At 60.5% G+C, this 25,980-nt stretch carries 28 protein-coding genes; 10 read left to right on the forward strand and 18 right to left on the reverse strand.

Annotated features, from left to right (window positions below):
• The first annotated feature begins 118 nt into the window (after positions 1–118).
• Positions 119–1,003: a LysR substrate-binding domain-containing protein gene (locus tag AC1RME_RS08390; protein WP_096820109.1), complete on the forward strand. Its 885-nt coding sequence runs from the start codon at positions 119–121 to the stop codon at positions 1,001–1,003.
• Between the two features lie 81 nt (positions 1,004–1,084).
• Here the strand turns inward: AC1RME_RS08390 and AC1RME_RS08395 are convergent, their stop codons facing one another.
• The 5 genes from AC1RME_RS08395 to AC1RME_RS08415 form a co-directional block, all read right to left on the reverse strand.
• Positions 1,085–2,698 carry a GMC family oxidoreductase gene (locus tag AC1RME_RS08395; RefSeq protein WP_096820110.1) on the reverse strand — a complete coding sequence of 538 codons (1,614 nt, stop codon included), beginning with the start codon at positions 2,696–2,698 and terminating at the stop codon, positions 1,085–1,087.
• Positions 2,699–2,758: 60 nt separating this feature from the next.
• Positions 2,759–3,976 carry a mandelate racemase/muconate lactonizing enzyme family protein gene (locus AC1RME_RS08400; protein WP_085731929.1) on the reverse strand — a complete coding sequence of 406 codons (1,218 nt, stop codon included), beginning with the start codon at positions 3,974–3,976 and terminating at the stop codon, positions 2,759–2,761.
• Between the two features lies 1 nt (position 3,977).
• Complete coding sequence (locus AC1RME_RS08405; protein ID WP_096820111.1) at positions 3,978–5,297, reverse strand: MFS transporter; 1,320 nt, start codon at positions 5,295–5,297, stop codon at positions 3,978–3,980.
• Between the two features lie 82 nt (positions 5,298–5,379).
• Complete coding sequence (aldA, locus tag AC1RME_RS08410; protein WP_096820232.1) at positions 5,380–6,804, reverse strand: aldehyde dehydrogenase; 1,425 nt, start codon at positions 6,802–6,804, stop codon at positions 5,380–5,382.
• Positions 6,805–6,911: 107 nt separating this feature from the next.
• Complete coding sequence (locus AC1RME_RS08415; RefSeq protein ID WP_096820112.1) at positions 6,912–7,844, reverse strand: LysR substrate-binding domain-containing protein; 933 nt, start codon at positions 7,842–7,844, stop codon at positions 6,912–6,914.
• A 185-nt stretch (positions 7,845–8,029) separates the two neighbouring features.
• On the opposite strand from AC1RME_RS08415, the gene AC1RME_RS08420 reads away from it, so the two are divergent.
• Together AC1RME_RS08420 and AC1RME_RS08425 are read left to right on the forward strand one after the other, a co-directional pair.
• Complete coding sequence (locus tag AC1RME_RS08420; RefSeq protein WP_096820113.1) at positions 8,030–9,208, forward strand: hypothetical protein; 1,179 nt, start codon at positions 8,030–8,032, stop codon at positions 9,206–9,208.
• Positions 9,209–9,347: 139 nt separating this feature from the next.
• On the forward strand, positions 9,348–10,223 hold the full coding sequence (locus AC1RME_RS08425) for a LysR substrate-binding domain-containing protein (protein ID WP_096820114.1): 876 nt from the start codon (positions 9,348–9,350) through the stop codon (positions 10,221–10,223).
• 10 nt (positions 10,224–10,233) lie between these two features.
• On the opposite strand, the gene AC1RME_RS08430 is transcribed toward AC1RME_RS08425, so the two are convergent.
• The 5 genes from AC1RME_RS08430 to AC1RME_RS08450 all read right to left on the reverse strand — a co-directional run bounded on the left by AC1RME_RS08430 (position 10,234) and on the right by AC1RME_RS08450 (position 16,170).
• Positions 10,234–11,598 carry an MFS transporter gene (locus tag AC1RME_RS08430; RefSeq protein WP_096820115.1) on the reverse strand — a complete coding sequence of 455 codons (1,365 nt, stop codon included), beginning with the start codon at positions 11,596–11,598 and terminating at the stop codon, positions 10,234–10,236.
• An 88-nt stretch (positions 11,599–11,686) separates the two neighbouring features.
• Positions 11,687–13,120, reverse strand: coding sequence for an NAD-dependent succinate-semialdehyde dehydrogenase (locus AC1RME_RS08435; protein WP_493090987.1), 1,434 nt, complete (start codon positions 13,118–13,120; stop codon positions 11,687–11,689).
• Positions 13,117–14,151 (reverse strand): aldo/keto reductase, encoded by a 1,035-nt coding sequence (locus AC1RME_RS08440; RefSeq protein ID WP_096820117.1) that lies wholly within the window; start codon positions 14,149–14,151, stop codon positions 13,117–13,119. The genes AC1RME_RS08435 and AC1RME_RS08440 overlap by 4 nt, the downstream gene beginning before the upstream one ends.
• A gap of 10 nt (positions 14,152–14,161) precedes the next feature.
• Complete coding sequence (gene fae / locus AC1RME_RS08445) at positions 14,162–14,674, reverse strand: formaldehyde-activating enzyme (protein ID WP_075948975.1); 513 nt, start codon at positions 14,672–14,674, stop codon at positions 14,162–14,164.
• Between the two features lie 290 nt (positions 14,675–14,964).
• Entirely contained in the window at positions 14,965–16,170 is a 1,206-nt protein-coding gene (locus AC1RME_RS08450) for an NAD(P)/FAD-dependent oxidoreductase (protein ID WP_096820118.1), read from the reverse strand.
• 336 nt (positions 16,171–16,506) lie between these two features.
• Here AC1RME_RS08450 and AC1RME_RS08455 point away from each other — a divergent pair, with 336 nt between their 5' ends.
• Positions 16,507–17,055 carry an RrF2 family transcriptional regulator gene (locus tag AC1RME_RS08455; RefSeq protein ID WP_096820119.1) on the forward strand — a complete coding sequence of 183 codons (549 nt, stop codon included), beginning with the start codon at positions 16,507–16,509 and terminating at the stop codon, positions 17,053–17,055.
• A 79-nt stretch (positions 17,056–17,134) separates the two neighbouring features.
• Here AC1RME_RS08455 and AC1RME_RS08460 read toward each other — a convergent pair whose 3' ends face one another.
• Entirely contained in the window at positions 17,135–17,470 is a 336-nt protein-coding gene (locus AC1RME_RS08460; protein WP_096820120.1) for a hypothetical protein, read from the reverse strand.
• Positions 17,471–17,698: 228 nt separating this feature from the next.
• On the opposite strand from AC1RME_RS08460, the gene AC1RME_RS08465 reads away from it, so the two are divergent.
• On the forward strand, positions 17,699–17,938 hold the full coding sequence (locus tag AC1RME_RS08465; RefSeq protein WP_065259780.1) for a hypothetical protein: 240 nt from the start codon (positions 17,699–17,701) through the stop codon (positions 17,936–17,938).
• Between the two features lie 52 nt (positions 17,939–17,990).
• Here the strand turns inward: AC1RME_RS08465 and AC1RME_RS08470 are convergent, their stop codons facing one another.
• Positions 17,991–18,179: a DUF2188 domain-containing protein gene (locus AC1RME_RS08470; protein ID WP_096820121.1), complete on the reverse strand. Its 189-nt coding sequence runs from the start codon at positions 18,177–18,179 to the stop codon at positions 17,991–17,993.
• Between the two features lie 220 nt (positions 18,180–18,399).
• Between AC1RME_RS08470 and AC1RME_RS08475 the strand changes: the two genes are divergently transcribed.
• Entirely contained in the window at positions 18,400–18,762 is a 363-nt protein-coding gene (locus AC1RME_RS08475; protein ID WP_096820122.1) for an NUDIX hydrolase, read from the forward strand.
• Between the two features lies 1 nt (position 18,763).
• On the opposite strand, the gene AC1RME_RS08480 is transcribed toward AC1RME_RS08475, so the two are convergent.
• The 3 genes from AC1RME_RS08480 to AC1RME_RS08490 all read right to left on the reverse strand — a co-directional run bounded on the left by AC1RME_RS08480 (position 18,764) and on the right by AC1RME_RS08490 (position 21,110).
• Positions 18,764–19,006, reverse strand: coding sequence for a DUF1652 domain-containing protein (locus AC1RME_RS08480; RefSeq protein ID WP_096820123.1), 243 nt, complete (start codon positions 19,004–19,006; stop codon positions 18,764–18,766).
• Between the two features lie 123 nt (positions 19,007–19,129).
• Positions 19,130–20,029 carry a polysaccharide deacetylase family protein gene (locus AC1RME_RS08485; RefSeq protein ID WP_096820124.1) on the reverse strand — a complete coding sequence of 300 codons (900 nt, stop codon included), beginning with the start codon at positions 20,027–20,029 and terminating at the stop codon, positions 19,130–19,132.
• Between the two features lie 133 nt (positions 20,030–20,162).
• Positions 20,163–21,110, reverse strand: coding sequence for an ABC transporter substrate-binding protein (locus AC1RME_RS08490; RefSeq protein ID WP_096820125.1), 948 nt, complete (start codon positions 21,108–21,110; stop codon positions 20,163–20,165).
• 293 nt (positions 21,111–21,403) lie between these two features.
• Between AC1RME_RS08490 and AC1RME_RS08495 the strand changes: the two genes are divergently transcribed.
• The 4 genes from AC1RME_RS08495 to AC1RME_RS08510 all read left to right on the forward strand — a co-directional run bounded on the left by AC1RME_RS08495 (position 21,404) and on the right by AC1RME_RS08510 (position 24,586).
• The gene (locus tag AC1RME_RS08495) at positions 21,404–22,390 is read left to right on the forward strand and encodes an aliphatic sulfonate ABC transporter substrate-binding protein (RefSeq protein ID WP_096820126.1); all 987 of its coding nucleotides are present in this window, start codon (positions 21,404–21,406) and stop codon (positions 22,388–22,390) included.
• 61 nt (positions 22,391–22,451) lie between these two features.
• Complete coding sequence (locus AC1RME_RS08500; protein WP_096820127.1) at positions 22,452–23,291, forward strand: ABC transporter permease; 840 nt, start codon at positions 22,452–22,454, stop codon at positions 23,289–23,291.
• Positions 23,292–23,342: 51 nt separating this feature from the next.
• Positions 23,343–24,023: an SOS response-associated peptidase family protein gene (locus AC1RME_RS08505; RefSeq protein WP_096820128.1), complete on the forward strand. Its 681-nt coding sequence runs from the start codon at positions 23,343–23,345 to the stop codon at positions 24,021–24,023.
• 290 nt (positions 24,024–24,313) lie between these two features.
• Positions 24,314–24,586, forward strand: a complete 273-nt coding sequence (locus tag AC1RME_RS08510; protein ID WP_096820129.1) for a hypothetical protein — start codon at positions 24,314–24,316, stop codon at positions 24,584–24,586.
• A 46-nt stretch (positions 24,587–24,632) separates the two neighbouring features.
• On the opposite strand, the gene AC1RME_RS08515 is transcribed toward AC1RME_RS08510, so the two are convergent.
• From AC1RME_RS08515 to AC1RME_RS08525, 3 genes are all read right to left on the reverse strand, one after another.
• Positions 24,633–24,779, reverse strand: coding sequence for a hypothetical protein (locus AC1RME_RS08515; RefSeq protein WP_169430743.1), 147 nt, complete (start codon positions 24,777–24,779; stop codon positions 24,633–24,635).
• A gap of 64 nt (positions 24,780–24,843) precedes the next feature.
• Positions 24,844–25,155: an AzlD domain-containing protein gene (locus AC1RME_RS08520; protein ID WP_164872179.1), complete on the reverse strand. Its 312-nt coding sequence runs from the start codon at positions 25,153–25,155 to the stop codon at positions 24,844–24,846.
• A complete protein-coding gene (locus tag AC1RME_RS08525) occupies positions 25,155–25,853 on the reverse strand; it encodes an AzlC family ABC transporter permease (RefSeq protein ID WP_096820131.1) in 699 nt (232 codons plus the stop codon). Before AC1RME_RS08525 ends, AC1RME_RS08520 begins: the two co-directional genes overlap by 1 nt.
• Positions 25,854–25,980 lie beyond the last annotated feature (127 nt).

Genomic DNA, 25,980 nt, shown 5'->3' on the forward strand with positions numbered 1-25,980 from the left:
AACAGTTGTGCGCAATGAATGATTGCGTCACGCTCCCGCCATCTCATAGGCCTTATGTTCATTGCAGAGCGATGCCGGGACAACCGTAAATTCGACCCGCAATCCATGACTAAAACGAATGAATCCACGAACCCTCACCCCCTCGATGTCGTTGCTGCTGGCGTTTGAAGCCGCCGCACGCCATGAAAGCTACACCCGCGCCGCCCACGAACTGTCGCTGACCCAGAGCGCGGTCAGCCGTCAGGTGCAGATTCTGGAAAAGATGCTCGGCATGCGCCTGTTCAGCCGTGAAGGCCGGCGGGTGATCCTTACCGACGTCGGGCGCATGTATCAGCGCGAACTGTCCGAAGCCCTCGGGCAGATCCGCAGCGCGACGTTGCAGGCCATGGCGTTTGGCTCGGGGATTCACAGCCTGCGCCTGGCGACCTTGCCGACTTTCGGCTCGAAATGGCTGCTGCCGCGCCTGAAGGATTTCTACACGGCGCACCCGGGCATGACCGTGCACCTGCACTCGCGGATCGAGGCCATCGACTTCGACACCAGCGAAATCGACGCGGCGATTTGTGTCGGCGGCGGTGACTGGCCGGGGCTGACCGCCCACCGCCTGCACACCGAAGAACTGGTGGTGATCGCCAGTGCGCAATTGTCCGACGCCGAACGTCTCGCGGCCAACAAGGATATCGCCGGGCAGCTTCTTCTCAATGTCAGCAGCAACGCTCAGGCGTGGTCCGAGTGGTTCAGCCATCACGCCCTGCCCCATCGCAGCATGCGCATCGGGCCGAGCTTCGAGATGACCTCGCACTTGATCCAGGCCGTGCGCGCCAATATCGGCATCGGACTGGTGCCGAGGATTCTGGTGGAGGATGAATTGCACAACGGCGAACTGCTGCAACTGGGCGAACCGATCAGCAGCCGGCGCAGCTATTACCTGGTGTACCCGGCGCGTAATGAATCATTGGCGTCGTTGAAGGCGTTTCGGGATTGGCTGGTGCAGACGCTCTGAGATGATGCCGGCCCGTAATGGGCCGGCATTCAAAGCCTAGTGCATGCTGGAAAGAGGCTTGCGATCAACTGTCACCGGGCATTACGCATCCTGCAGAATCAGATCCGCGCCCTTCTCCGCCACCATCAGCACCGCCGCATGGGTGTTGCCCGATGTCACGTTGGGGAAGATCGACGCATCGACAATCCGCAACCCCTCGAGGCCGTGCACCTTGAGGCGCTTGTCGACCACCGAACTCTGCTCGTCCGCGCCCATCGCGCAGGAGCCGCACAGGTGATAGATCGAGCCGCAGTTGTCACGGAAGTACTGCAGCATCTGCTCGTCGGTTTCCACCGCCGGCCCCGGCAAAACTTCATCGACCGTGATGCCCCTCAATGACGGAGCGCCCATGATCTTGCGCATCAGGCGACTGCCCTGGATCACCTCGTCGATGTCCTTTTGCGTGCTCAGGTAATTCGGGTCGATCAATGCCGCATCACGGGGATTCTTCGAGGCAATCGTGATGTGCCCGCGACTGGTCGGGCGACACGGGTTGAAGCACAGCAGGAAACCTGAATACGGCTCGGGCTTGAGGCTGGCCTTGTTGTTTTTCGGAATCTGGTACGACAGCGGGTTGAAATACAGCTGCAGGTTCGGATGGCCCTGTTCCGAGTTGCCACGGAAGAATCCGCCAGCCTGATTGACGCTCATCGCCAGCGCGCCCTTGCGGGTCAACAGGTACTTCACGCCGAGTTTGAACTGGCCGAACAGCGAGCTCAGCTCATCGTTCAGGGTCGGGATATTGGCCTTGTAGTAGTAGCTGACGCACAGGTGATCCTGCAGGTTCTGCCCCACCGCCGGCAGGTGTTTCACCACCGGAATCTGATGTTTCGCCAGCAAGGCGCGATCCGCCACGCCGGACAGTTGCAGGATCTTCGGCGTATCGACTGCACCGGCGCACAGGATCACTTCCTTGCGCGCCGTGAAAGTACGCACCACGCCATGCTGGGTGATGGAAATACCGGTGGCGCGCTGCTGACTTTCATCGAACAGGACACGATCGACCAACGCGTAATGCTCGACCGTCAGGTTCGGCCGGCTCAGCGCCGGGTGCAAATGGGCGAAGCTGCTGGAGCTGCGTTGACCGTTGCGAGTGTTGACGTCATAGATACCCGCACCTTCGAATTTCGGCCCGTTGAAATCGTCACTGCGCGGGTAACCAAGCTCATCGCAGCCCTTGAGGAACACGTCGCAGATCGGGTGGGTCTGGCCAGCCATCGGGGTGATGCTGATCGGGCCGCTGCCGCCGTGGTATTCGCTGTCGCCCAGCGGATGGTTTTCCAGTTTGCGGAAATACGGCAGCACGTCCTTGAAACCCCAGCCGTCGTTGCCGTTGGCCGCCCAGTCGTTGAAATCATGGGCCTGACCGCGCACGTAGATCATCGCGTTGATCGAGCCCGACCCGCCCTGGACCTTGCCGCGCGGGGCATAGATTTCGCGATTGCCCAACTGCTTCTGCGGCTGGCTGTAGTACATCCAGTTGAAGGTCGGGTTGTAATACATTTTGGCGAAGCCGACCGGGATCTTGAACCACAGGGAACTGTCCTTGCCGCCCGCCTCCAGCAGCAGCACCGTGTGTTGGCCCGAGGCCGAGAGCCGATTGGCCAGGACGCAGCCAGCGGCGCCTGCGCCAGCGATGATGTAGTCGTATGTCATGCACGGTTACCGCGTAAGTCTTTTTATCGAACCCGCCCGTTGCCGGGCGGGGAAATCCCGTCAGCCCTTGGCCGGCGATGTGTCTTTGACGTCGGCCGGGGTCGGGGCCATTTGCAGGTGCAGGCGCTCACCGGTGTACGGCGAATGCTTGCGCACCACGTCCATGTTCAGCTCCACGCCCAGGCCCGGCTCGGTGGATGGAATGATGTAACCGTCCTCCCACTGCAACGGCTTTTTCAGGACCTCGGCGTGGAAGCCGCCCCAGGTCTCGATGCTTTCCTGGATCAGGAAATTCGGTGTGCAGGCCGCGAGCTGGAAACTTGCCGCTGCACCGATCGGCCCGTTGTACAGATGCGGGGCGATTTGCGCGTAATAGGCCTCGGCCATGCTGGCGATCTTCTTGCCTTCGAGCAGGCCGCCGCAGCGCGCCACGTTCATCTGCAGAATCGACGCACCGCCGGCCTGCAACAGCTTGAAGAACTCGTACTTGGTGGTCAGGCGCTCACCGGTGGCAATCGGAATGCTGGTCTTGGCCGCGACTTGCGCCATGGCCTCTTCCTGGCCCGGCGGCACCGGCTCTTCGAACCACAGCGGGTCGTATTTCTCCAGGCGCTTGGCCAGACGAATCGCCGAAGACGGCACCATTTGCCCGTGAGTGCCGAACAGCAAATCGCACTTGTTGCCCACCGCTTCGCGGATCTTGCGGCAGAAGGTTTCGCAGCGTTCCAGCACTTCCAGCGAAATCTGGTGCCCGGAGTACGCGGTGTACGGCCCGGCCGGGTCGAACTTCACAGCGGTGAAGCCCTTGTTCATGTTGTCGATGGCGCACTCTGCCGCCAGGTCCGGGTCGTCGTAGTCGTACTCGCCACGGCTGTTGACCGGGTACAGGTAGGTGTAGGAACGCAGGCGTTCATGGACCTTGCCACCGAGCAGTTCGTAGACCGGTTTGTTCGCGGCCTTGCCAATGATGTCCCAGCAAGCCATTTCCAGACCGCTGACCACGCCCATCATGGTCAGGTCGGGACGCTGGGTGAAACCGCTCGAATAGGCCTGACGGAAGAAGCGCTCGATGTGGTGCGGATCCTGATTCAGCAGGTAGCGCTCGAACACGTCTTCGATGATCGGCAGCATGGCTTTGGGGCCGAAAGTTGCGGCGTAGATCTCGCCGACGCCTTCGATGCCGCAGTCGGTCTTGAGCTTGACGAACAGCCAGTACATGCCGCCGATGTGCGGTGGGGGTACGGCGACGATATGGGTTTCAAGGGCGACGATTTTCATCTCAGGCACCTGTCTTGTTCGAAGATTTTTTGTTGATCCGGGCACGCAGGGTCACGGCAGCCAGGGTGCCGATCAGACCGATTGCGGCGATGTAGCCGAAATACAGCTTGTAGCCTAGGGCGCCGGGGAAATGCTCAGTGAGGTAGCCGTTGATCAACGGGATAAAAGCATCCGGCATGTAACCGACTACCGAGACGATGCCGATGGCCAGCCCGGTGATGCGCAGCGGAATGTTGCAACTGTCGAGGATCGCCCAGTACAGACCGCGAATCGCGTAGGTCATCAGGCCGATGAAAATCACTGTCGCGATCAGCAGCCCCATGCTGTTGAGCGCCGGGAACACGATCAACCCGACAATCGCCAGACTCGCCAGCAACAGCGCGACAATCAGCACCGAGATGTTCGAAAACTTGTCTCCCAGCCAGCCGCCACCGATGCCGCCGATCGGGCGCATCCACAGCTTGATGGTGGTGATGGTGCCGGCCATCACGGCGGTCAGGCCGCTGCCTTGCAGGTAGTCCGAGAAGCTGTAGGTGGCCCAGAAGATGTGATAACCGCAGAACACGATCGCGGTGACCAGCCACAGTTCAGGGATCTTCACCAAAGTTGCCAGGTCAGTGAGCAGGTTGAACTTGCCCTTCTCCACTGGCGGCGTGTCCTCCATCGACTTCGGGTCCTTGATCAGCACCAGCACACAACCGATGGCAATACAGGTGAAGGCGTAGAGGTAAACCACGTGCTTGAAACCTTCGGCGGTGGACTCGCCACGGGTTTCGGTGGCGTAGGCGAACAGCCCCAGCGCAACGGTTGCCAGCAATGCTTCGACCAGTCCGCGACCGCCATCGAGAATGCCGAAGAAACGACCCTGTTCGGTGTGATGGGCAATCATCTTCACGCGCTTGAGCACCGAGGCCCAGAATGTCAGGCCGGTGGTCAGACCCCAGCAACCGAAGATGATCATCAGCCCGGTCATCGACGGCGCCGTCGAGTACCACAGCCCCAGCACGCCGGTTGCCACTAGCGAGAAGAAGATCAGGAAACGCGGCGCGATACGGTCGGCCAGCCAGCCGCTCGGCAAGTAGCTGAGCAGGAAAATCGTGCCAAGCATCGAGTACAGATAACCCAGCTCGCTGTGGTTGATCTGGAACACCTCGAGCATGGTGGTCTGGTAGACCTGGCGCAGGTACAGAATCGGGTAGATCGCACCGGCGGCGAGCACCAGCAACATCAGTTGGAAATAGCGACTTCCCTTGTCGCTCTGGCTTTTCGAAGCCGAGTTGGAACCCTGAACAGCGGCAGCAGAGGATGCATGCTTGGACATTGAAGTGACCTCGGGCGACCCGTGCTCCGGGCGCCCCTGATAATTGTTTTTATAGGTGTAGCGTGAGGCGTGATGCGGTGGATCAGTACTTCATGACCACGAGTCGGGTCTGGGTGAATTCGAGCATGCCGTGCTTGCCGTCATCGCCGCCCAGGCCCGAGCGTTTCCAGCCGGCGTGGTAGCCCTGGTACGGATCGGCCGGGGTGCGGTTGACGTACAACTCGCCGGCCTCGATGGCGTTGGCGACTTTCTGCGCGGTGCGGTAGTTCTCGGTGTACAGCACCGACGACAGGCCGAACTGGTGGTCGTTGGCCATGGCCAGCGCTTCGTCGATGTCGCGGTACTTGAGCACCGGCAGCACCGGGCCGAAGATTTCTTCCTGGACGATTTCCATGTCCTGACGGCAGCCGCTGAGCAGCGTTGGCGGGTAGAAATGCCCCGGGCCTTCCGGCAGCACACCGCCGCTTTCGAGGACGGCGCCGTCGGCAATGGCGCGCTCGACCATGGCGTGGATGTTCTTCTGCGAACTGGCGTTGACCAGCGGGCCCATCAGGCTGGCGTCCGTGGCGCGGTCGCCGAACTTCACGGCGGCGATCTTGGTTTTGAGCAGCGCGAGGAAACGGTCGTGAACGCTTTCCTGCACGTAGACCCGTTCCACCGCCGTGCACAACTGGCCGCAATGGGTGGTCTTGGAGGCGATGATTGCGCTCGCGGCCGCTTCAAGATCGGCGTCGGCTTCGATGATTGCCGGGGTCTTGCCGCCCAGTTCCAGCGACGGCTTGGCGATGTTGGTCTTGCAGTAGTCGAGGACGATGCGCCCGGCGTTGACGCTGCCGGTCAGAGTGATCAGGCCCACGGCTTTATGCGTGCAAACGGCTGCAGCGGTGGCGTGATCCATGGTCAGGATGTTGATCACCCCGGCCGGCATGCCCGATTGCTCCACGGCTTTAGCGATTTCGAATGCCGAGGTCGGGGTGTTGTTGCTCGGGCGCACCACCACAGTGTTGCCGGCAATCAGCGCCGGAGCGATTTTGCGCAACAGGGTGTAGACCGGGTAGTTGAACGGAATCAGGCACGCGACGACGCCAATCGGCTCGCGGTGCAGAAACAGGTTTTCGTCGGGGCTGTCGCTGGGAATGATCTCGCCTTCGATACGGCGCGCCCATTCGGCGTGGTAACGGGTGATCTGCGCGGCATAACGGGCTTCGTTGCTGGCGTCGCTCAGGCTTTTGCCGGACTCGGCAGCCAGGGCGCCGCCGATGGCTTCGGCGCGATCTTCAAGGGCTGCCGCGAACGCTCGCAGGTGCTCGGCGCGTTCGATGCTGGTGAGTTTGCCCCAGGTCTTCTGCGCCTTGGCGGCGGCATCGACTGCTGCCGTGGCTTCTTCGGCAGTGGCGGCCGACACCTGGCCGATCAACGCTTCGGTGGCCGGGTTGTAGACCGCGATCAGCGCCGCGCTGGCCGGCTCGATGAAGTGGCCGTTAACAAAATTTCGCTCGACTCGCATGTGCATCGCCCATCGTTTGTTTTTATCGATGCCGCCAGTCTTGTCATCGACAGCGGGTTCAACAAACGATTTATCCGGCAATCAAACATTCGAAAAAGGCACGTTACTCAGAAAATCGCCTTCGAGGGCTCAAGCTGGCGCTGCGCCAGCCAGATCTCTTCCTGCAACCACTGACTGAACGCCTGCAATTGCGGCATCTGCGTCTGTTCCGGGCGGGTCACCAGCCAGTAGGACTGGTGGCCTTCCACATGCACGTTGTGCACCTGGGTCAACTGCCCGCTGGCCAGCTCAGAGGCGACCATGTGCCAGTCGGCAATGGTGATTCCCAGACCATCGACCGCCGCTTGAATCGCCAGGTCCAACAGGTCGAATTCATAACCGCCCTGGGTATCGACACCCGTGATGCGCGCCGCGTCGAGCCAGTGTTTCCAGGTCAGGTAACGCTGATCCTCCCGGGCCAGCACATGCAGCAGCGTCAGGCGATTGAGGTCGATGCCCTGATCGCCGCCCTCCCGCGCATACAGGGTCGGCGCGCACACCGCGATGTGCCGTTCCTGAATCAGCAGTGAACTGTCGAGCCCGTCCCACTCGCCGTCGCCAAAACGGATCGCGCAATCGAGGGTGCTGGTTTCCGCGAGACTGTCCTGCAAGCGGGTGGTGATGCTCAGCTCCAGCTCCGGATGCTGCTCGCGCAGGCGCCCCAGACGCGGCATCAACCAGCGGCTGGTGAAGGTGGGTGGCGCATTGATGTGCAAGCGGTTGGCGTGGGTTTTCTGCTGGATGCTGCGCACGGTCAGCTCGATCTTGTCGAACGACTGGTGCAACGCCCGCAGCAGAATCTTGCCGGCACCAGTCAGTTCGAGATGGTGATGACGGCGTTCCAGCAGACTCTCGCCGAGCTGCTCTTCCAGTTGCCGCACCTGACGGCTGACCGCGCTCTGGGTGACGTTGAGCAACTCGGCGGCGCGGGTGAAGCTGCCGGTGCTGCCGGCCACTTCGAATGCTTTGAGTGCATTCAGGCCGGGCATTTTGCGTTTCATACAAGGCACTCGAAAACCACTGACAAGGCGCAAAGCATCCCACGACATTGGCGAATTGTCCTACAGGATTTTCTGAGTAACATGCATTCGATGCAGGTTTCCCCACCGTTTTTATCGTTTGTTCAACACCCCGCAGATGGCAAAACTGCGCGGCATCTCTAATAAAAACAATCGAGAGCCGCTCCATGCCCTTCCCAGCCTCTTTGCGCCTGCGCACAACTTCCATCGCCCTGTTCTGCAGCTTTGCCGCCCCGGCCATGGCGGTACAAGTCACCGACAATCTCGACCTTGGCGGCGCCATTCGTGCCCGCTGGGACGTGGACCCGGATCGCGATATCCAGAAGTTCGGCCTCGACACGGTGTTCCTCAGCGCCAAGTACAACTCCGACACCTGGATCGGTGAAGCGCAATACCGCTTCTACGGTCGCTCCTACCCGTACCAGTACACCAAGAACTACGGTGATATCCGCTTCGCCAAGTTCGCGTGGGTCGGCTACAAGTTCAATCCCGACCAGCAGGTGCAAGTGGGCCTGAACACCGTGCCGTTCGGCTTGCAGCCTTACTTCGGCAGCACCTTCTACGAAACCCTGGGCAACGTCATCGGCCTGGAAGACGTGCAACAGATCGGCACCAAATACATCCAGCAAAGCGGCGACTGGAACCTCCAGGCCGGTTACTACCTGCGTCCGGCCTGGCAAGGCAAAGGCACCAGCAAAGGCGTGACGTACTCGAGCGTGGTGTCCGAAGCCGACAGCTACGTGGCCGACGGCAGCAACAACCAGGAACGCAACACCGTGGTGCTGCGGGTGGCCAGGTCGCTGGATCTGGGGCCGTGGAAATCCGAGGTCGGGATCTCCGGCCTGACCTCGAGCATCGAGAACAAGGACACCAACAATGACGGCCGACGCAACGCCGTGGCCGTGCACTACATGGGCAAGAACGGCCCGTGGGGTGTGCAGTTGCAGGCGGCGCGGCAGCAGATGTCGCCGCGCAACCCCGGCAGCGATGAAGTGGTGACCCTTGGTGGTTACGACGGCACTTACAACGTCGCCAGTCGCGGCAATCTGTACGTGGCCGACCTGAGTTACGACGTGGGCGGCAAATACCTGTTTGACCAGATCAGCGGGATCAAGCTCTACGCCAACTACAGCGCCTTCGACAAGTCCGCCAGCGGCTTCAAAACCTCCGAGCGGATGATCCTCGGCACCTCGTTCTCGGTCAGCAAGTTGTGGGTCGCGACCGAATGGCTGTTCGGCAAAAACGATCCGTACATCGGAGGCAGCAGCTACACCCAGAGCCTTGGCGCGGGCGGGCTGGATCAGTGGGAGAACCAGTTATATGTGAACGTCGGGTATTACTTCTGACGTTCGAAAAAATCGCAGCCCGGGCTGCGATTTTTTTTGCCTGCCCGTTGCGAATTCACCTTGCATCCGCACCGCCTCGATAGTCAGATAGCCCTCACCCCAAAACAACAAAAACCGCCCGATCCGGAGTCCCGCCTCCATGCGTCAACTGCCCTCGCTCAACACCCTGCGTGTGTTCGAAGAAGTCGCCCGTCATCGCAGTTTCAGCCAGGCCGCCATCGGGCTGAATGTCACCCAGGGCGCGGTCAGTCGCCAGATCAAACAGCTTGAAGACTACCTCGGCGTGGCGCTGTTCGTGCGCACGCCTCAAGGGCTGTCGCTGACCGAAGCCGGCAGCAATCTTTCCCCGCATCTGGCCGAGGCTTTCGACCACATCGAACGCGCCTTGCAAGCGGTGCGTGTGCCGAATCTGCGCCAACGCTTGAAAGTGCTCGCACCGCCGACCTGGGCCACGCGCTGGCTGTCGCCACACCTGCGCGCGTTCTGTCAGCGCTACCCGGACATCAACCTCAGCGTCACCAACCAGATCGGCCACGACAGCCTCACGGAAGTCGATTGCCACATCCGCTTCGGCCTCGCGGCGGCGCCCCACTGCGTCAGCCAATTGCTGGTGATGGAACGGCACATCGCAGTGGCCAGCCCGGAGCTGTTCAACGGCGATCAGCCGCCGGATCTGCGGGAATATCCATTGCTGCACATCCTGCACGACGGCAAGCGCTTGAAGGTCTGGGAGAACTGGCTGGCGGCCATGGGCCGGGATGACATCGATGCCGGGCAAGGGCTGGAATTCAGCACCCTGGACCAGGTAATCCACACCGCGCTGGCCGGCGGCGGTCTGGCAGTGATCGACCGGCAGATGATCGAAAAGGAACTGGCCAACGGCAGCCTGCTGCCGATCACCCCGATTGAGGTGATCGGCCCTTATGGGTATTGGCTGGATGTGGCGAATGACAAGCAGGGGTTGTCGAAGGTGAAGCTGTTTACCGAGTGGCTAGGGGTTGTCAGCAACCCCTGACCTGCACTCATCAGACGGGGGTAGCGACTTTCCCGACCGTCCCTACCGCGACTTCCACCGGACTCTGCGCCTTGCACGCCTGACTCAACGTCAACGACTTGGTCTCCGGCGCCCACGCCCAAGACAGCAACGCGCCAATCCCCAGAATCGCCGCAAGAATCCCCATGGTCGGGCTCAAACCGATCCCCGCCACACTCACCGGCAGCAGGAACGTACTGATCGCCGAACCCAAACGACTCACCGCCGTCGCCAGACCAATTCCGCTGGCGCGCACTTCCGTCGGGAAGCTCTCCGCCGGGAACACGCCCACCAGGTTGCTGACCGCCGACAACACCAACGTGAACAAACCGAACACCAGCACCATCAGCCACGCTGCACTGCCCGGCAACACCGCCAGCAGAAACAACGCCACCGCCAGAATGATGAACGAGTTGATCAGGAACCCGCGTCGAGTGAATTTGATCGTGCACCAGATACCAATCAAGGCACCAAGGATCAGCAGCATGTTGAGCATCAGCTCGGTGCCGAAGCCTTCGGCCAGGCCCATCTTCTGCAGGATCGACGGCAGGAAGGTGTAGATGGCGAAGTACGGCATGACGATGCAGACGAAGAACAGGCAGTTGAACGCCGTGCGCTTGCGGTATTCACGGCTGAACAGCACCGCGTAGCCCGAGCGGGTTTCCGTGGATTGGCTCTCGTCCAGCTCGACGTTGTCGCCCAGGTGTTTTTTGACGATCGCCCGCGCCTCGGCGATGCGCCCCTGATTGACCAGCCAGCGCGGCGACTCCGGCGTGCCGATCCGCGCGATCAGAATCAACGCGGCGGGGATCGCCGACGACGCCAGCATCCAGCGCCAGGCGTCATCACCGAGGCTGAGCATGGCGGTGCCAACGAAGGTCGCCGCGACGTAGCCGAAGGTCCAGATCACGCTGAACGAACCCAGCAGCACACCGCGATGCTTCTTCGGCGCGAACTCGGCGAGCATCGCGTGGCCGACGCTGAAGTCTCCGCCCAGGCCAATGCCGATCAGCACCCGACACAGGAACAGGCTCATGGCGGTTTCAACGTAGAACTGCATCACCGAGGCAATGGTGATCAGCACGAAGCTGACCAGGAAGATTTTCTGCCGGCCGACCTTGTCCGAGATCCAGCCGAAAAACAGACTGCCGAGAAACAGCCCGATCAGCGCCGACGCACCGATCAGGCCCTGCCAGAACGCATCAAGGTGCATCTGCGGGCTGAGCAAGGTGAACGCGATGCCAATCAGGCCAAGGATGTAGCCGTCGGTGAAGTGCGCGCCGAAGGTCAGGCCGGCGATCTTGAGGTGGAAGCGCCCGATGGGCAGGTCATCGATCTTTACGGGTTGAGCGGACATGTTCGTCTCCAATTGTTGTTATTGACGGAGAAACGGAAAGCTCTGGGAGAAACCTGCGGGAGCGAACTCCCACAGGTTTCGGGGAGGTCTAGAGACCGCCCATCAACAGGTATTTGATCTCCAGATAGTCATCCAGACCGTACTTCGAACCTTCACGCCCAAGGCCCGATTCCTTGATACCACCGAACGGCGCCACCTCCGTGGAGATGATTCCTTCGTTGATGCCGACCATCCCGGCTTCCAGCCCTTCGGCCATGCGCCAGACACGACCGATGTCGCGACTGTAGAAGTACGCCGACAGACCGAATGGCGTGTCGTTGGCCCGCGCCAGCACTTCGGCTTCGTCCTTGAAGCGGAAACATGCGGCCACCGGGCCGAAGGTCTCGTCCTGAGCGATGAGCATGTCGCCGCTGGCTTCGGTGAGGATGGTCGGCTCGTAGAATGTGCCGCCGAGGGCATGACGACGACCGCCGCACAACAGCGTGGCGCCCTTCTCCAACGCATCACTGACGTGGGCTTCGACCTTGGCCAGCGCAGCGGTGTTGATCAGCGGGCCTTGCTCGGTGTCACCGTCCAGCGCACTGCCCACGCGCATCGCCGCCACGGCTTCGGCGAGTTTGCCGGTGAAGGCCTCGTAGACACCGTCCTGAATGAAGAAGCGGTTGACGCACACGCAGGTCTGCCCGGTGTTGCGGAATTTCGAGGCCATCGCGCCTTTGACGGCCGCATCGATGTCGGCATCGTCGAAGACAATGAACGGCGCATTGCCGCCCAGTTCCAGCGAGACCTTTTTCAGCGTGTCGGCGGCCTGGCGCATCAGCAGTTTGCCGGTGCGGGTCGAGCCGGTGAACGACAGCTTGCGCACCACACTGGATGCTTGCAGCGCCCCGCCGATGGCCACCGCGTCGCCGGAGACGATGTTGAACACGCCCGCCGGAATCCCGGCCTGCTCGGCCAGTACCGCCAGGGCAAATGCCGACAACGGCGTTTCTTCCGAAGGCTTGAGAATCATCGTGCAACCCGCCGCCAGCGCGGGGCCGACCTTGCGGGTAACCATCGCCAGCGGGAAGTTCCACGGGGTGATTGCCGCGACCACGCCAATGGCTTCCTTGGTCACGATGATCCGCGCATCGGCCTTGTGGCTCGGGATCACATCACCGTAGGCACGCTTGGCCTCTTCACCGAACCATTCGAGAAAACTCGCGGCATAGACCACTTCGCCCTTGGCTTCGGCCAGCGGTTTGCCCTGCTCGCGGCTGAGCAAGGTCGCCAGTTCCTGCTGGTTGGCGAGCATCAGATCGCTCCAGCGTTTCAGGCGCTGGCTGCGTTCCTTGGCAGTGAGTTTGCGCCAGGCCGGCAAGGCACGATTGGCCGCTTCGATGGCGAGGTTGGTTTCCTCGGCACCGGCCTTCTGCACGTCGGTGATCAACTCGCCATTGGCCGGGTTGCGTACCGGATAAGTGGCGCCGCCCGAACCCCACTGGCCGTCGATGAAGTTGCCGTGACGAATCAACCCGCTCATGCCACCGCTCCCTGCAACGTGAAGCGTTCATGCCCCGGACGCGCCGTGCGCAGGATGCGTTTGCCGGCGGTGTAGTCATTGATCACGTCGCACGGGGTGTAGTTGCGCTCCAGTTCGTGCAGCTCTTCGGTGTCGAGCTTGGTTTCCAATGCCGCCAGTGCGCTGTCGAACTGTGCGGTGGTGTCGGCGCCGACCAGCATGCAGTCCACGCCCGGATGATTGGCCACCCAGGCCTGGGCGATCTGCGCGTTCGACACGCCACGGGCACGGGCCACGCGCTGCACCGAATGAGCGATCTCGAACGAGGCTTCGTCGCTGTACATCTGCTGGGTGAAGAAGTCGGTCTGGTTGCGGGTCGATTGCACATCACCGGTCAACAGGCCACGGGCCAGCGGACTGAACACCGACACACCGATGCCCTGATCGCGGCAGAACGGAATCATCTCGCGCTCTTCTTCGCGGTAGGCGCAGTTCAGTTGCAGCTGCATGTTGATCGGCTTGACCCAACCGTTGCGCTCGCAGGCCATGAGAATCTTCGCGAGTTGACCGGTGAGCATGGTCGAGACGCCGATGTAACGCGCCTTGCCGGAACGCACGATGTCGTTCAGTGCGCCCATGGTTTCTTCGACCGGGGTGTTCACATCGAAGTAATGCAGCATGAACACGTCGACGTAATCCATGTCCAGACGCTTCAGCGAGGCATCGATGCTGTCCATGATGTGCTTGCGCGAATGGCCACTGGCATTGATCGCGTTGCGGGTGCCGTAGCCGACCTTGGTGGTGATCACCAGGTCTTCGCGACGGGCCAGACGCTTGACGATGCGCCCCACCACTTCCTCGCCGACACCGGCGGAATAGAAGTCCGCCAGGTCGATGAAATTCACGCCGTTGTTCAGGGCGTGGGCGACGATCGGCTCGCTTTGTTTTTCATTGAAGATCCACGGTTTCCAGTCCGGGGTGCCCATGTTCATGGTGCCCAGGCACAGGCGGGAGACTTGCAGGCCGGAGTTGCCCAAACGGATGTATTGCATGGCGCGGACCTCAGGCTTTTGGCGTGTAGAAAGGGTTGCTGATGTGATTGACCACATCCTTGAGCTGCGCGGTTTCCGGCTTGCCGGTCAGGGCGGCGCGGATCGCGGTGCGGCAGGCGTTGTAGTTGTTCAGGTAGACCGCATCGAGGTCATCGCAGGCCGGGTTGACCCAGTTGGCGGTGACGATCGCCCATTCGTCTTCGGCTTCCGGCGGCAGCGTGCCGTCGAGCAACGCTTCGAGCACAGCCTTGGCGATGCCGGCCTGGGAAGCGCCCCAGGTTGCGTTGCCGTGTAGGTCGCTGCCGATGGCAGCCTTGTTGACGTACAGGGTCATCGGCTTGACCGGAATGTTCGGCTGGGCGATCACCATGAACGGGCAATGACCCTGGCTCGGCGACGCCAGGCTGTTGGCAAACGCCTGCCCCGCCGGACCGTTGCGCGGGCCGATCAGGATGTTGATGTGCGCGGCGTTCACGCCCGGGCCTTCGAAACCTTCACCGATGTACAGGTCGAGTTCTTTCATCAGTCATTACTCTTTGCGATGCAGAGGGATTTTTTGGGGTGATCGACAGCTCACGCGGACCGAATGGCCAACGGGATCAATAACGGACACGGGGAGACGCGAAGGAAGAATCGGGACATGGCTGCAAACGCTCTCTGGTTGTTATTGATGAGCTGTGTTTGCGATTTTTTAACACCGGGTATCGGGGCACCCGTAACCATAAAAAATCATGGGGCAATGACTTTTAGTCATAGCCTTTAGTGGTGGCAAAAAAATCCCGCTCGGGAGCGGGACTTTTCGGACTGCGCGGATTACGCGACGACAGGAATCATCGGATCCGCAGCCGCCAGCGCGATGGCACGGTCAGCGGCCGGCGGGTAAATCCACTGGGTGTTGATCTGGGTCTTGAGCGACTTGCCCTCCTCCTTGACCAGTTTCACCTGACGATCCCAGCCCTCGGTGTACACCGCGCCCCAGGCGCCGAGGTCGAGGCAGGTCACGTATTTCGGCTGGCTGTAAGGCGTTGGCTCGACACCCAGAATCTGCGCCGCGACGTTGTTGCCGGCATGTCGGCCGAGGGAAATCGCATGCTGGCAGGTCATCAAGGCGAAGTTGCCGATATCGTCGGTGGCCGCATAAGCCACGTCGCCGGTGGCGAAGATGTCGTCCTGACCGATGACTTTCAGGTGTGCATCAACATGCAGGCGACCCTGACGGTCACGCTCGGCTGGAATCTGCTCGGTCAGGGAACTGGCACGCACGCCGGTGGTCCAGACCACGGTTTTTGCCTCGATGCGCTGGCCGTCCGACAGGGTCACGCCGTTTTCATCAACCGACAGCACCGACACACCCAGTCGCCATTCGACGCCTAGCTCTGTGCTCGCTTCGGCAATCGACACGCTGATGGCCTCGCCCATGGCCGCGCCGACTTTCTGCCCACGGTCGACGATGATCACTTGAACGTCTGCCTGCTCGCCCAGCACTTCCCGCAGACGCGCCGGCATTTCTGTGGCGGTTTCGATCCCGGTGAAACCGCCGCCGGCGACCACTACGGTGTTGCGCGCCGGGCTGGCAGGCTGATCGGCCAGCGACTTGAGGTGGTTTTCCAGGCGAATCGCCGCCTCGATCTGGTCAACGTCAAAGGCGTGTTCTGCTACGCCCGGGGTGTCCGGTAGAGCCAGGCCACTGCCGGAAGCCAGCACCAGTTTGTCGTAGTGAAAAACCTGAGGGGTGCCGTTGGCATCGGTGTAGCCCACGGTCTTGGCGTTCACGTCGATGGCGTTCGCGGCGCCCTTGATGAAGTTGACACCCACCGCGTCGAACAGATCGCCCAGCGGCGCGGCCAGTGTGTGGGCATTCGGCTCGTAGAAACGCGGACGCACACGCAGTTCCGCCTGCGGCGCCAGTACGGTTACATCGATGTTGTCTCGATTGTGAATGTCCACCAGACGCGTGGCGCTCAATGCCGTCCACATGCCACCGAAACCTGCGCCGATTACCAGAATGTGCTGTTTCATTGTTGTCTCCAGGCCCGAAGCCAAGTCGTAGAAAGAGGTCAAGAATTCACGTTTATCGGGAGTCGGCACGCTTGTGGCTTCTGCAAGCGCTGAACGTTGCTCACCGGATAACGGCGACTGTATTGGTCGCCGTTATATCCAACAAGTCAGATTATCCGATCATTCGAATCGAAATTGTCGATAGCTAACAGGGCCTCTTCTGACGACACAAAAACCCTAAAAATCGCCAGACACAGAGAATCCAAGGGCTTTAAGGCAACGAGTCAGGCGCTCATCAGATTTGTCCGCCACGAATTACCCTGCTAACATCTGCGACAATTACAGTCGGAGATAGCTATGTCGCTTTACAGTGCGGGCGTCGAGTACGGCATCCATTGCCTGGCGTTTCTGGTGGGCAGCGGCGGTGACAGTCGCGAAGCGAGCGTGCGCGACCTGGCGGACTTGCAAGGGGTGCCGCTGGATTACCTGGCGAAGATCTTCACCAAACTGGCCAAGGGCAAACTGGTGGTGGCGACCGGCGGCGTACGCGGCGGCTTTACGCTGGCGCGCCCGGCGGATGAGATCACCCTGCTCGATATCGTCAACGCCATCGATGGCCCGAAGAACATTTTCGAATGCCGCGACATCCGTGGGCGCTGCGCGCTGTTCGACGGCTCGCCCCCGGAATGGGCCTTGGACGGAACGTGCTCGATTCATGGGGCGATGATGGTTGCGCAAAAGCGCATGGAAGAGGCCCTCGCCCAGCAGACCATTCTCGATATCGCCAGAAAGGTCGGGCGCAAGGCACCGGCAGAGTTCAACAGCCAGGTGGAAAACTGGATGCAGGATCGTCGTGACAAGAAGACCGGCGGCTCGGGCATCCCGCTCACCGACATCACCGACTGAGCCATTCCGGCAGGCAGGCGAAAAAAAAGCAGAAACCGGTCACACGGTTTCTGCTTTTTTCATTTCGGCCATTCTGCCCTCAGAGGCAATCACGCACCGATTTGCGCAACGAGCCAGACTTGGCCCACGGCGGCCCCTGGTACAGCGAAACGCGGCTGCCGTCCTTGTACTTGACGATATCGAGAATCTCGTCGGCGGTGACGATACTCGGCGCCTTGATCCGGTAACCGTTGGAAATCGCGACCTGCGAAGTCTTGGGAATGTCCTGCTGCCACAGCGGCAACACACACGCGGCGTAGTCCTTGGGAGCCTTGCCACTGACCTTGCTGAAGTTCGGTTCGCCCGGTACCAGAGAGGCCGGCAATGAGCAACCGGCCAACGCTGCCATCAGCAGGCCCCCGATCAACATCCGCATATTGAATCCTTCATTTTAAAAAAGGCGAATTTACCTTTTAACTGTTCGAACATCCATCGTGGCGCAATGCTTTGACCCCGAAAACCGGGTTCTGCGGCGCCGCAGCAGTCAATTGCTCCGACCAACGGCGACTTGTTCACGCCCGTTCAGCTCACTGACCAGAACCACTTGCCCTGCTCCCGGAAAATGCGGCTACTATTTTCTACCGAGAATGTTCCGGAGGTGATCATGCGGCTCAATGAATACGAACACGAACTTCAACGTGACCTGCAAAGCGTGGCGTCGGATCTGAGATGGTCGGCCGTCGACCTCAAGCGCATTGCCGAGCAGTTGCGCAAATCCGGCAACGAAGCGGATGCGCAAACCGTGCTCAGGTCCTGCGAGGTGCTGCAAAGCGATGAAGAACGTTTGCAACTCTATGCCAGGGAAGTGAAGGCCCGCGCCATCAGCCGAACGAAAGTCCACTGACACCCCACAACGAAAAGCCCCGGACAATCCGGGGCTTTTTCATTGCAGGCCTTCAGCCTGTCTTGCGGCCGTGCGTGCGGCTCTTGTAACCCGGAAGTGCAGCAGCATACGCCAGTGCCTCCTCCCGGCTGGCGAAAGACGCCAGTCGATCACCCTGCGTGCAGACCCGCCACGGGCCGTTGTTCACACTGAGTACGTCGTAGCCGTTCATGTGCATTCTGTTCAGTATCGCCATGCTCATAGGCACCTCCTGTCGACTATCGATAGTCCAACTGCACGTTTTTACCTTACACCGGGTACAACGCCGTGTGCCGACCAGACGTCGCCCCACGTCGGCGTCAAGTGTCTGGCACTTTTGCGCCTTTCGACCACTCAGACATTACGAGCGCGTCTAAACCACGGCACGGCTTGAATATTGCATTTTCATGTCCGATTTATGACAACCGGTAATCGGGTAACAAATGAAAGTACGTGCAACCATCATCTGCGAGCAGGATCGACACATTCTCCTGGTGCGCAAACCCCGATGCCGCTGGAATTTGCCGGGGGGCAAGGTCGAGCCCGGGGAGACCAGGGCCGACGCCGCGACGCGAGAACTTGAGGAAGAAACCGGCCTGCTCGCCGATGGCATGCTGTATCTGATGGAGCTGGAGGCTGGTAGCACGCGCCACCACGTCTACGAGGCGTCGGTGCTGAATATTGATGAAGTACGGCCACAGAACGAGATCATCGATTGCATCTGGCATCCGCTGGACGCGGTGCAGAACCTGAGCATCAGTGAGGCGACCCTGCAAATCGTCCGTGCCTTTCAGCGCCGGCTCTGAGTCAACCGGCGAACGCCCGGCGCCCGGCACTCATTTCAGTGCGCAACTCACCGATGAAGTTGGAGATGTCACGAATGGTGACCAGATGCTCCGGCGACACGCCGTTGAGCAGCAAATCGACACGCCCGCTGTCCGGTTCGTAAACCTTGATCTGCAACAAGCCCTGCCCCGTTTCCGTGCAGTCACAGTAAAGGGGCGAAAAGCCGGATTCGACGATGCGGCAAATGTCGGCAATGGCAAGCATGGGCGGACGCCTCGCAGGCGATGGATCGGTCGATCGATTGAGCATAGATGAGCTTTTTCGACCTTGCGCGAGCGTCCGGCCGCAGAAAATGCCAACCGCTTCACATCTTTCGCGCGACACCGATCAGTTGGCGTCGCGGCCCCAGATCCAGTTCCAGACCCCCGGCAGACGCACCGGATCCGAGCTTTTCTGAACCGTTCGCGCCAGCGCTGCTTTCTCCAGTTGCGCGTGGTCGTCGTAGAACGGTTTATCGGCCAGACGCACCCCTGTGGCAGCGGCACTGTCGAGCAGGATTTGCAGATACTCGCGGGCATGCCGCGCTGTGTAGCGGTTGAGGTCATGGAACGTCACCACCACCGGGATCACCCCGTCCACCGTCGGCAGCTCGCCGAGGGCGATCCGCTCACGCACTTCCGACAGCTGACGCAACATGTTGGCGCGGCGTCTGGGGCTGCCATTGAAGCCCCAGATCTTGCCGTCGTTGGCGCTCAGATCCGTAAGCAATACATGCAGGCCGTGTAACTGATAGGCCGCAAACGTACGCTTGTCGTAATTCCAGAATGGCGGGCGCAACAGCACCGGTGGCGCGCCGGTGATCGCGGCGATGTCCGCCGTGCCGTTGGTCAGTGAGGTTTCGAGTTCCTGTGGATCGAGCGATCGGTGGTTGGTGTGCCAGTGAGTGGCGGTGTGAAAACCCAGAATGTGCCCTTCATCGTGTTCGCGATGCATGATCCGCCGGCCGATCTCGCTGTTGCCGGCCCTCGGCGCACGGGTCTGGACGAAAAACACGGCTTTGATGTTGGGCTGCAACGGGTTGTCTTTCAGGCTGTCGAGCACGGTTTCGGTGGGGTTGTAGAAACTCGAAGCACTGGGGCCGTCATCAAAGGTCAGCAGAAACCTGACCGGTGCCTGCGCATCCAGCCGTGATCGGGTTTGCGCGGTCATTTCGATGGGAGCAGCAATGCAACCGGCCAGCCCGGTGATGAGGGTCACAGCGCAGAAAAGCTTGAACCAGTGTTTCATGTTTTGCCTTGAGCCCGACCGTCGCGGTCACGTTGTCGATTGGCAAAACTCCCTCGCCGCTACTGCCTCCCTGCGGCCCACCGAAATGGGCCGAGGTTGGATAAAGATAACAGGGTTTGGTTCCGGCGCTCGCTCAGCGCGCCAGTGCCTGCTGGAACGAGGTATCGATGATGCCTGCCGTGGCCAGGGGAGCCGGCAGCGCCTTGACCTTGAACAGGAAATCCGCGGTGCCTTGCAGGTCGGCAGCCGCTTGCTGATCCACCGGACCGACGGTCATGTGCGCCTGGCGCAACCAGTGCCGCGACACTTCTTGATCGAGATTGGCCTTCTTCGCCCATAGATCCGCGTATTCGTCGGTATGGCTGTCGACCCAGGCCCGGGCCAGTTTCAGGCGCCCGAGAAAATCGGCGATCGCCTCGCGCTTGCTGTCGATGGATGGCGCGGAAGCCGCGATGGCGCTCAAACCCGGCATCAGGTTTTTCGCGGTCAGAATCGGTCGCGCACCGGAAAACACGATCTGCTGGGAAATGTACGGTTCCCACACCGGAAAGGCATCGATGCTACCCTGTGGCAACGCGGCAGCGGCATCGATCGGCATCAGTTTGACGAAGTCGACGTAGTTCTCCGGCAGGCCGCCCTGCTCCAGCGCTCGCAGGGTCAACTGCTGGCTCCAGGCACCCGGCCAGTAGGCGACTTTCTTGCCTTTCAGATCCTCGATGGATTTCACCGGCGAATCCTTGGGCACCAGCAGCGCGATGGTGTCCGGGTTCTGCCGCGACACGCCGATCAGTTTCACCGGCGCCTGTTTCGCGGCGAGGAACAGAAAACCCGAGTCGCCGAGAAAGCCCAGGTCCAGCGAGCCGGTCTGCAACGCTTCAGCCAGCGGGGCGGCAGCCTGGAAGTGTTTCCAGTCGACGGTGTAAGGCGCGTCCTTCAAGACGCCGGACGCTTCTACCGAGGCGCGGATGTTGTAGTAGTTCTGGTCACCGACGTGCAGGACCACAGGTTCGGCCGCGTAGGTCAGAGGCGATGCGATCACGGCGCTGGTCAACGCAGCACGTAGGAAACGGGAGAGCTTCATGGCGAGTCCTGCAAAGGGGATTTTTATAGACCATAACGCTCTTACAAATCGGATTTGAAATTCGATTAGCGCATAAGCTCAGCACTGTCGATGAGCGCTGTTTGTCTGGCAACAGTGGCGCGGCACAGTGTTTTCCCTGCAACAGTTCAAAACGCACAAACCCTCTCAAAACCCCATAAACACGGGGTTCAGGGCATATGGCACAGAGCCTGCAATATTCCATTCATGCAGGAAGCATTCGATAAAAATATCTTTTTTGGACATAAGAATCTTTGCCTTGCCGGAGCGTGCCCATGAAATCCCTATTACCGTTTTCCCGAGTCAAAACGCTGCTCGCGGCCTGCGCAGTAGCCCTGAGTCTGCAACCTCTCGTCCACGCCGCCGAAACGCCACCCGCTGAAGTGCATCTGGACTATGCCTATTACTCCCCCGTCAGCCTGGCGCTGAAACATTTGGGTTATCTGGAAAAAGCCCTGCCCCAGAGCAAAGTCAGTTGGGTGCTGAGCCAGGGCAGCAACCGCTCGCTGGAATACCTCAACAGCGGTGGCGTGGACTTCGCCTCGTCGGCCAGCCTCGCGGCGGTGCTGAGCCGTGCCAATGGCAGCCCGATCAAATCGGTGTACGTTTACAGCCGCGCGGAGTGGACCGCGCTGGTGGTGCGCAAGGATTCGCCGTACCAGACCGTCGCCGACCTCAAGGGCAAGAAAATCGCCGCCACCAAAGGCACCGATCCGTACCTGTTCACCCTGCGCAGCCTGCAACAGGCCGGGCTGAAAAAGGACGATGTGGAACTGGTGCACCTGCAACACCCAGACGGCCGCACCGCTTTGGAGAAAGGTGATGTCGACGCCTGGGCCGGCCTCGATCCGCACATGGCCGCCAGTCAGGTGCAGGCCGGTTCACGCCTGCTGTACCGCAATCGCGACTTCAACAGCTACGGCGTGGTCAGCGTCACCGAGCAGTACGCCAAGGAACACCCGCAAACCATCGACACCGTGATCAAGGCCTATGAGCAGGCCCGCGAGTGGTCGGTGAAAAACCCGGACGAACTGGCCCAACTGCTCGCCAGCGAATCCGGCCTGCCGCTGGATGTGGCCAAGCTGCAACTGTCGCGCACCGACCTGAGCAGCCCGCAACTCACCGCCAAGGACGTGCTCGCCTCGAAAGCCGCGGCGCCGATTCTGGTCTCCGAAGAACTGGTGCGTCGTGGGGTAAATGTCGATCAGGTGATCGATCAACTGATCGACACCGGTTTCCAGCAAGTCGCCGCCGCCCAGTAACCGATCAGGCTCACAACGAATCCGCGCCCGTCGCGGATTTGTCGTGAGCGGAGAACCGTCCATGAGCAATGACCTGCCCGCCCGCCTGGCCGCGCCGCTGCCGCGCCGACAAACCCTGCCGTTGAATCCGCTTTGGCGGCGGCGCCTCAAAGGGCTGGCCCTGCCGCTGTTGATCGTGATCGCCCTGGAGATCATCGTGCGCGTCGGCTGGCTGCCGTCCTATCAGATGCCTGCGCCGAGCGAAGTCGCCCTGACCCTGACTGATCTGGCCGAAGGCGCCTTGTGGAAACACATCGGTGCCAGTCTGATCCGCGTGCTGATCGGGTTTGCCATCGGCGCAAGTCTGGCGCTGGTGTTTGCCGCGTGGGTTGGTCTGAGCCGTGAGGCCGAGGCGTACCTTGAGCCGACCTTCGCCGCCTTGCGTTCAATTCCCAGTCTGGCCTGGGTCCCGCTGTTGCTGTTGTGGCTGGGCATCGACGAGACCTCGAAAATCGTCCTGATCGCCATCGGCGCGTTCTTCCCGGTGTATGTCAATGTGGTCGCGGCGATCCGCAATATCGACCGCAAACTGGTGGAAGTCGGACACATCTATGGCTTCAGTCGCCTGCAACTGGTGCATCGGATTCTGCTGCCCGCCGCCCTGCCCGGCCTGTTCACCGGACTGCGCAGTGGCATGAGCCTGGCGTGGATGTTTCTGGTGGCGGCCGAACTGATCGCAGCGACCAAGGGCCTCGGTTACCTGTTAAGCGACGGGCGTGAAACCTCGCGCCCGGACATCGTGCTGGCGGCGATCATCGTTTTGGCGCTGCTGGGCAAACTCAGCGATGGCCTGCTCGCCGCGCTCGAGCGCCGTTGGCTGGCCTGGCGCGACACCTTCACCGGTCAGGGCAGCAAGGACTGATCCGCACAACTAAGCTGAACCTTCAGGCAGTGTTCGCCGGAGGTTCGGCCGATGTGCGGAAGACTTTCGCAGTACCGCGGCATCCACGATTTCGTTGCGGTGCTGAGCATTCCCGATGCGCTGATCAATCACGTCGGCGATGCACCGCTGGCACACTACAACGCGGCGCCCACCACTGCGCTGGCCATTCTTCATCAACACGAACAACGCTTGTACGCTGATAACCTGCGCTGGGGCTGGCGCCCGCACTGGGCCAGGGATCGCGCTGCGCCGATCAATGCACGGGTCGAAAAAGTCGTCCACGGCCCGTTCTTTCGGGCGATCTGGCGTCACCGCCTGATCGTGCCGGTCGACAACTGGTTCGAGTGGGTCGACGGGCCGGACAAGAGCCGCCAACCCTGGCTGATCCATCGGGTCGATCATCAACCGGTTTTCTGCGCCGCCATCGGCCAGTTTCCGGCACCCGATGCGCAATCGAGGGAAGACGACGGTTTCGTGATCATCACCGCCGACAGCGAAGGCGGCCTGCTCGATCTGCATGATCGCCGGCCCATCGTGTTGTCCGCCGAGGGGGCGCGGGAATGGCTCGATCCCGCCACGCCCGTGGAGCGCGCCGAGCAAATGTTGCTGTTCGAAGGGTTGGGCAGCGAGGCCTTCGAATGGCACAAAGTCGGCAAAGCTGTCGGCAACTCACGCAATCAGGGCGCGGAATTGATTGAAGTGGCGGTCTAAATATTGTCCGGGGTGACACGTCTATCAAATAGTCGGAAGGTGCGAATCAGATTGATGCCACAGTGCAAGTGAAAACCGTTCGTTACAGTCAGTGTTTCAATCTCGAAACAATCATTGAATCAATCGTTTGATTAAAACCAACCGCCTGTCTGACATTTCAATCGTCATACATACATTTAGTAACACTACAGATAGCATGCGCGCCGCATTTCCTATTGGCATACCAGTTGACCAAAGAGTCAACAAACCGGGAATACCCTACAAACTTACAAGCCTTGCAGAGAACTAAGTTGCGCGACGATTTTGCAATCAAACAGGCCAACGGCCTGGAGTGTATTTATCTGTCCATGACAGAACGCTTTCAACTCGACTGTTTTATCGCCCACTACATAAAGACTCGAAACCTGCGTGACGTACCCGAGATCGACCGCATCCTGCGCACCACTCTCCAACACTATCCCTGCCACCCGCCGGTGATGGTCAACGAGCTGAATGCCTGGATCGACAAGACCTTGGGCTATCGGGCTTCACACCCCGATTTCACACAGCTGGACGATCTTTGATGAAACGAAAAAGCCCCGCAATCGCGGGGCTTTTTCGTAGTAGCGCTCAAGGTTTGAGCGGGCGTTCCTGGTCCCGATCGGACAACTCGCGGCTGTCGTCATGTTTCCAGGTCTGCTCCTTGTGTTTCTCCCGCTCGATCTCTTCTTCGCTCGGTTCTTCATCTTCTTCGGGACGTTTCTGCTCGGTTGCCATGTTCACCTCGCTGCCATAAGTCGTCAGTCATCCTTACAGCGTAGAACAGATTCAGACAGGCAACTTACAACCACCAGCGCAACAGAAAGAAGAACGCCATACTCAATAGCATGCTAAGCAACGTATTACGCGTGTAGATCACTAGTCCGATGGCGACTAAAGAACTCAGCAAATAGGGATTATCCCACTGCAGATTCAACTGTTTATCCGGCATGAACACGATCGGCCCGCAAATCGCGGTCAACATCCCCGGTACGGCGAAACCCAGAAATTGCCGTGCGTTACTGCTCAAACGCACCGGCAAGCGCGGTTCGAGAAATACGTAGCGGTTGAGAAATACCAGAATCCCCATGCCGAAAATCACTGCCCAGACGATCATGTGCGCTCCCGATACAGCTTGTTGCAGATAAACCCTGCGGTCATTCCCGCCAGTCCCGACAGCACCAGCGCCGAACCCCACTGCCAATAACTGAACAGCACCGAGCAGAACAGCGACACCGCCACGCAAACCACGGTCGGCACGTTGCGCACCACCGGGGTGATCAGGGCGATGAAGGTCGCGGCAATCGAGAAGTCCAGCCCCAGATGCTCAAGCCCCGGAATGCTGCTGCCGAGCACGATGCCGGCCAGGGTGAAGAGGTTCCAGGCGATATAGAACGTCAGGCCGACGCCGAGGGCATACCAGCGATTGAACTGCTGACGGTCGTGCTGGCTGGTCAGGGCAAACAGTTCATCGGTGAGCAAAAAGCCCAGGCCGATGCGCCAGCGACCCGGCAACGGCGAAATCACATGGCGCATGCTCATGCCGTAAAGCAAATGCTGCGACGTCAGCAGCAGCGTGGTCAGCAGAATCGAGAAAATCCCGGCTCCGCCCTTGAGCATGCCGATTGCCACCAGTTGCGCAGCGCCGGCAAACACGATGGTCGACAGGCCCTGCCCTTGCAGCGGCGTGAGGTTGGCTTCGATCGCCATGGAGCCGGCCAGCAGCCCCCACGGCGCGGTCGCCAGGGATAACGGCATGATCGCCGCGGCTCCGCGAAGAAAGGCACTGCGCGGCATTAATGAGTCAGACATAACGCTCTTCAACCGTGAGACAAGACCCCGGACTCTGCCAGTAAACGCCTTTTCATGGCTTGAACAATCTTGCGCAGTTGCCAGAAATCTCTCAGCCGCGCGCCGCCGACCGGCGTACCATTGCAGC

It is taken from the genome of Pseudomonas sp. GW822-FHT03F08 (genome assembly GCF_058801265.1).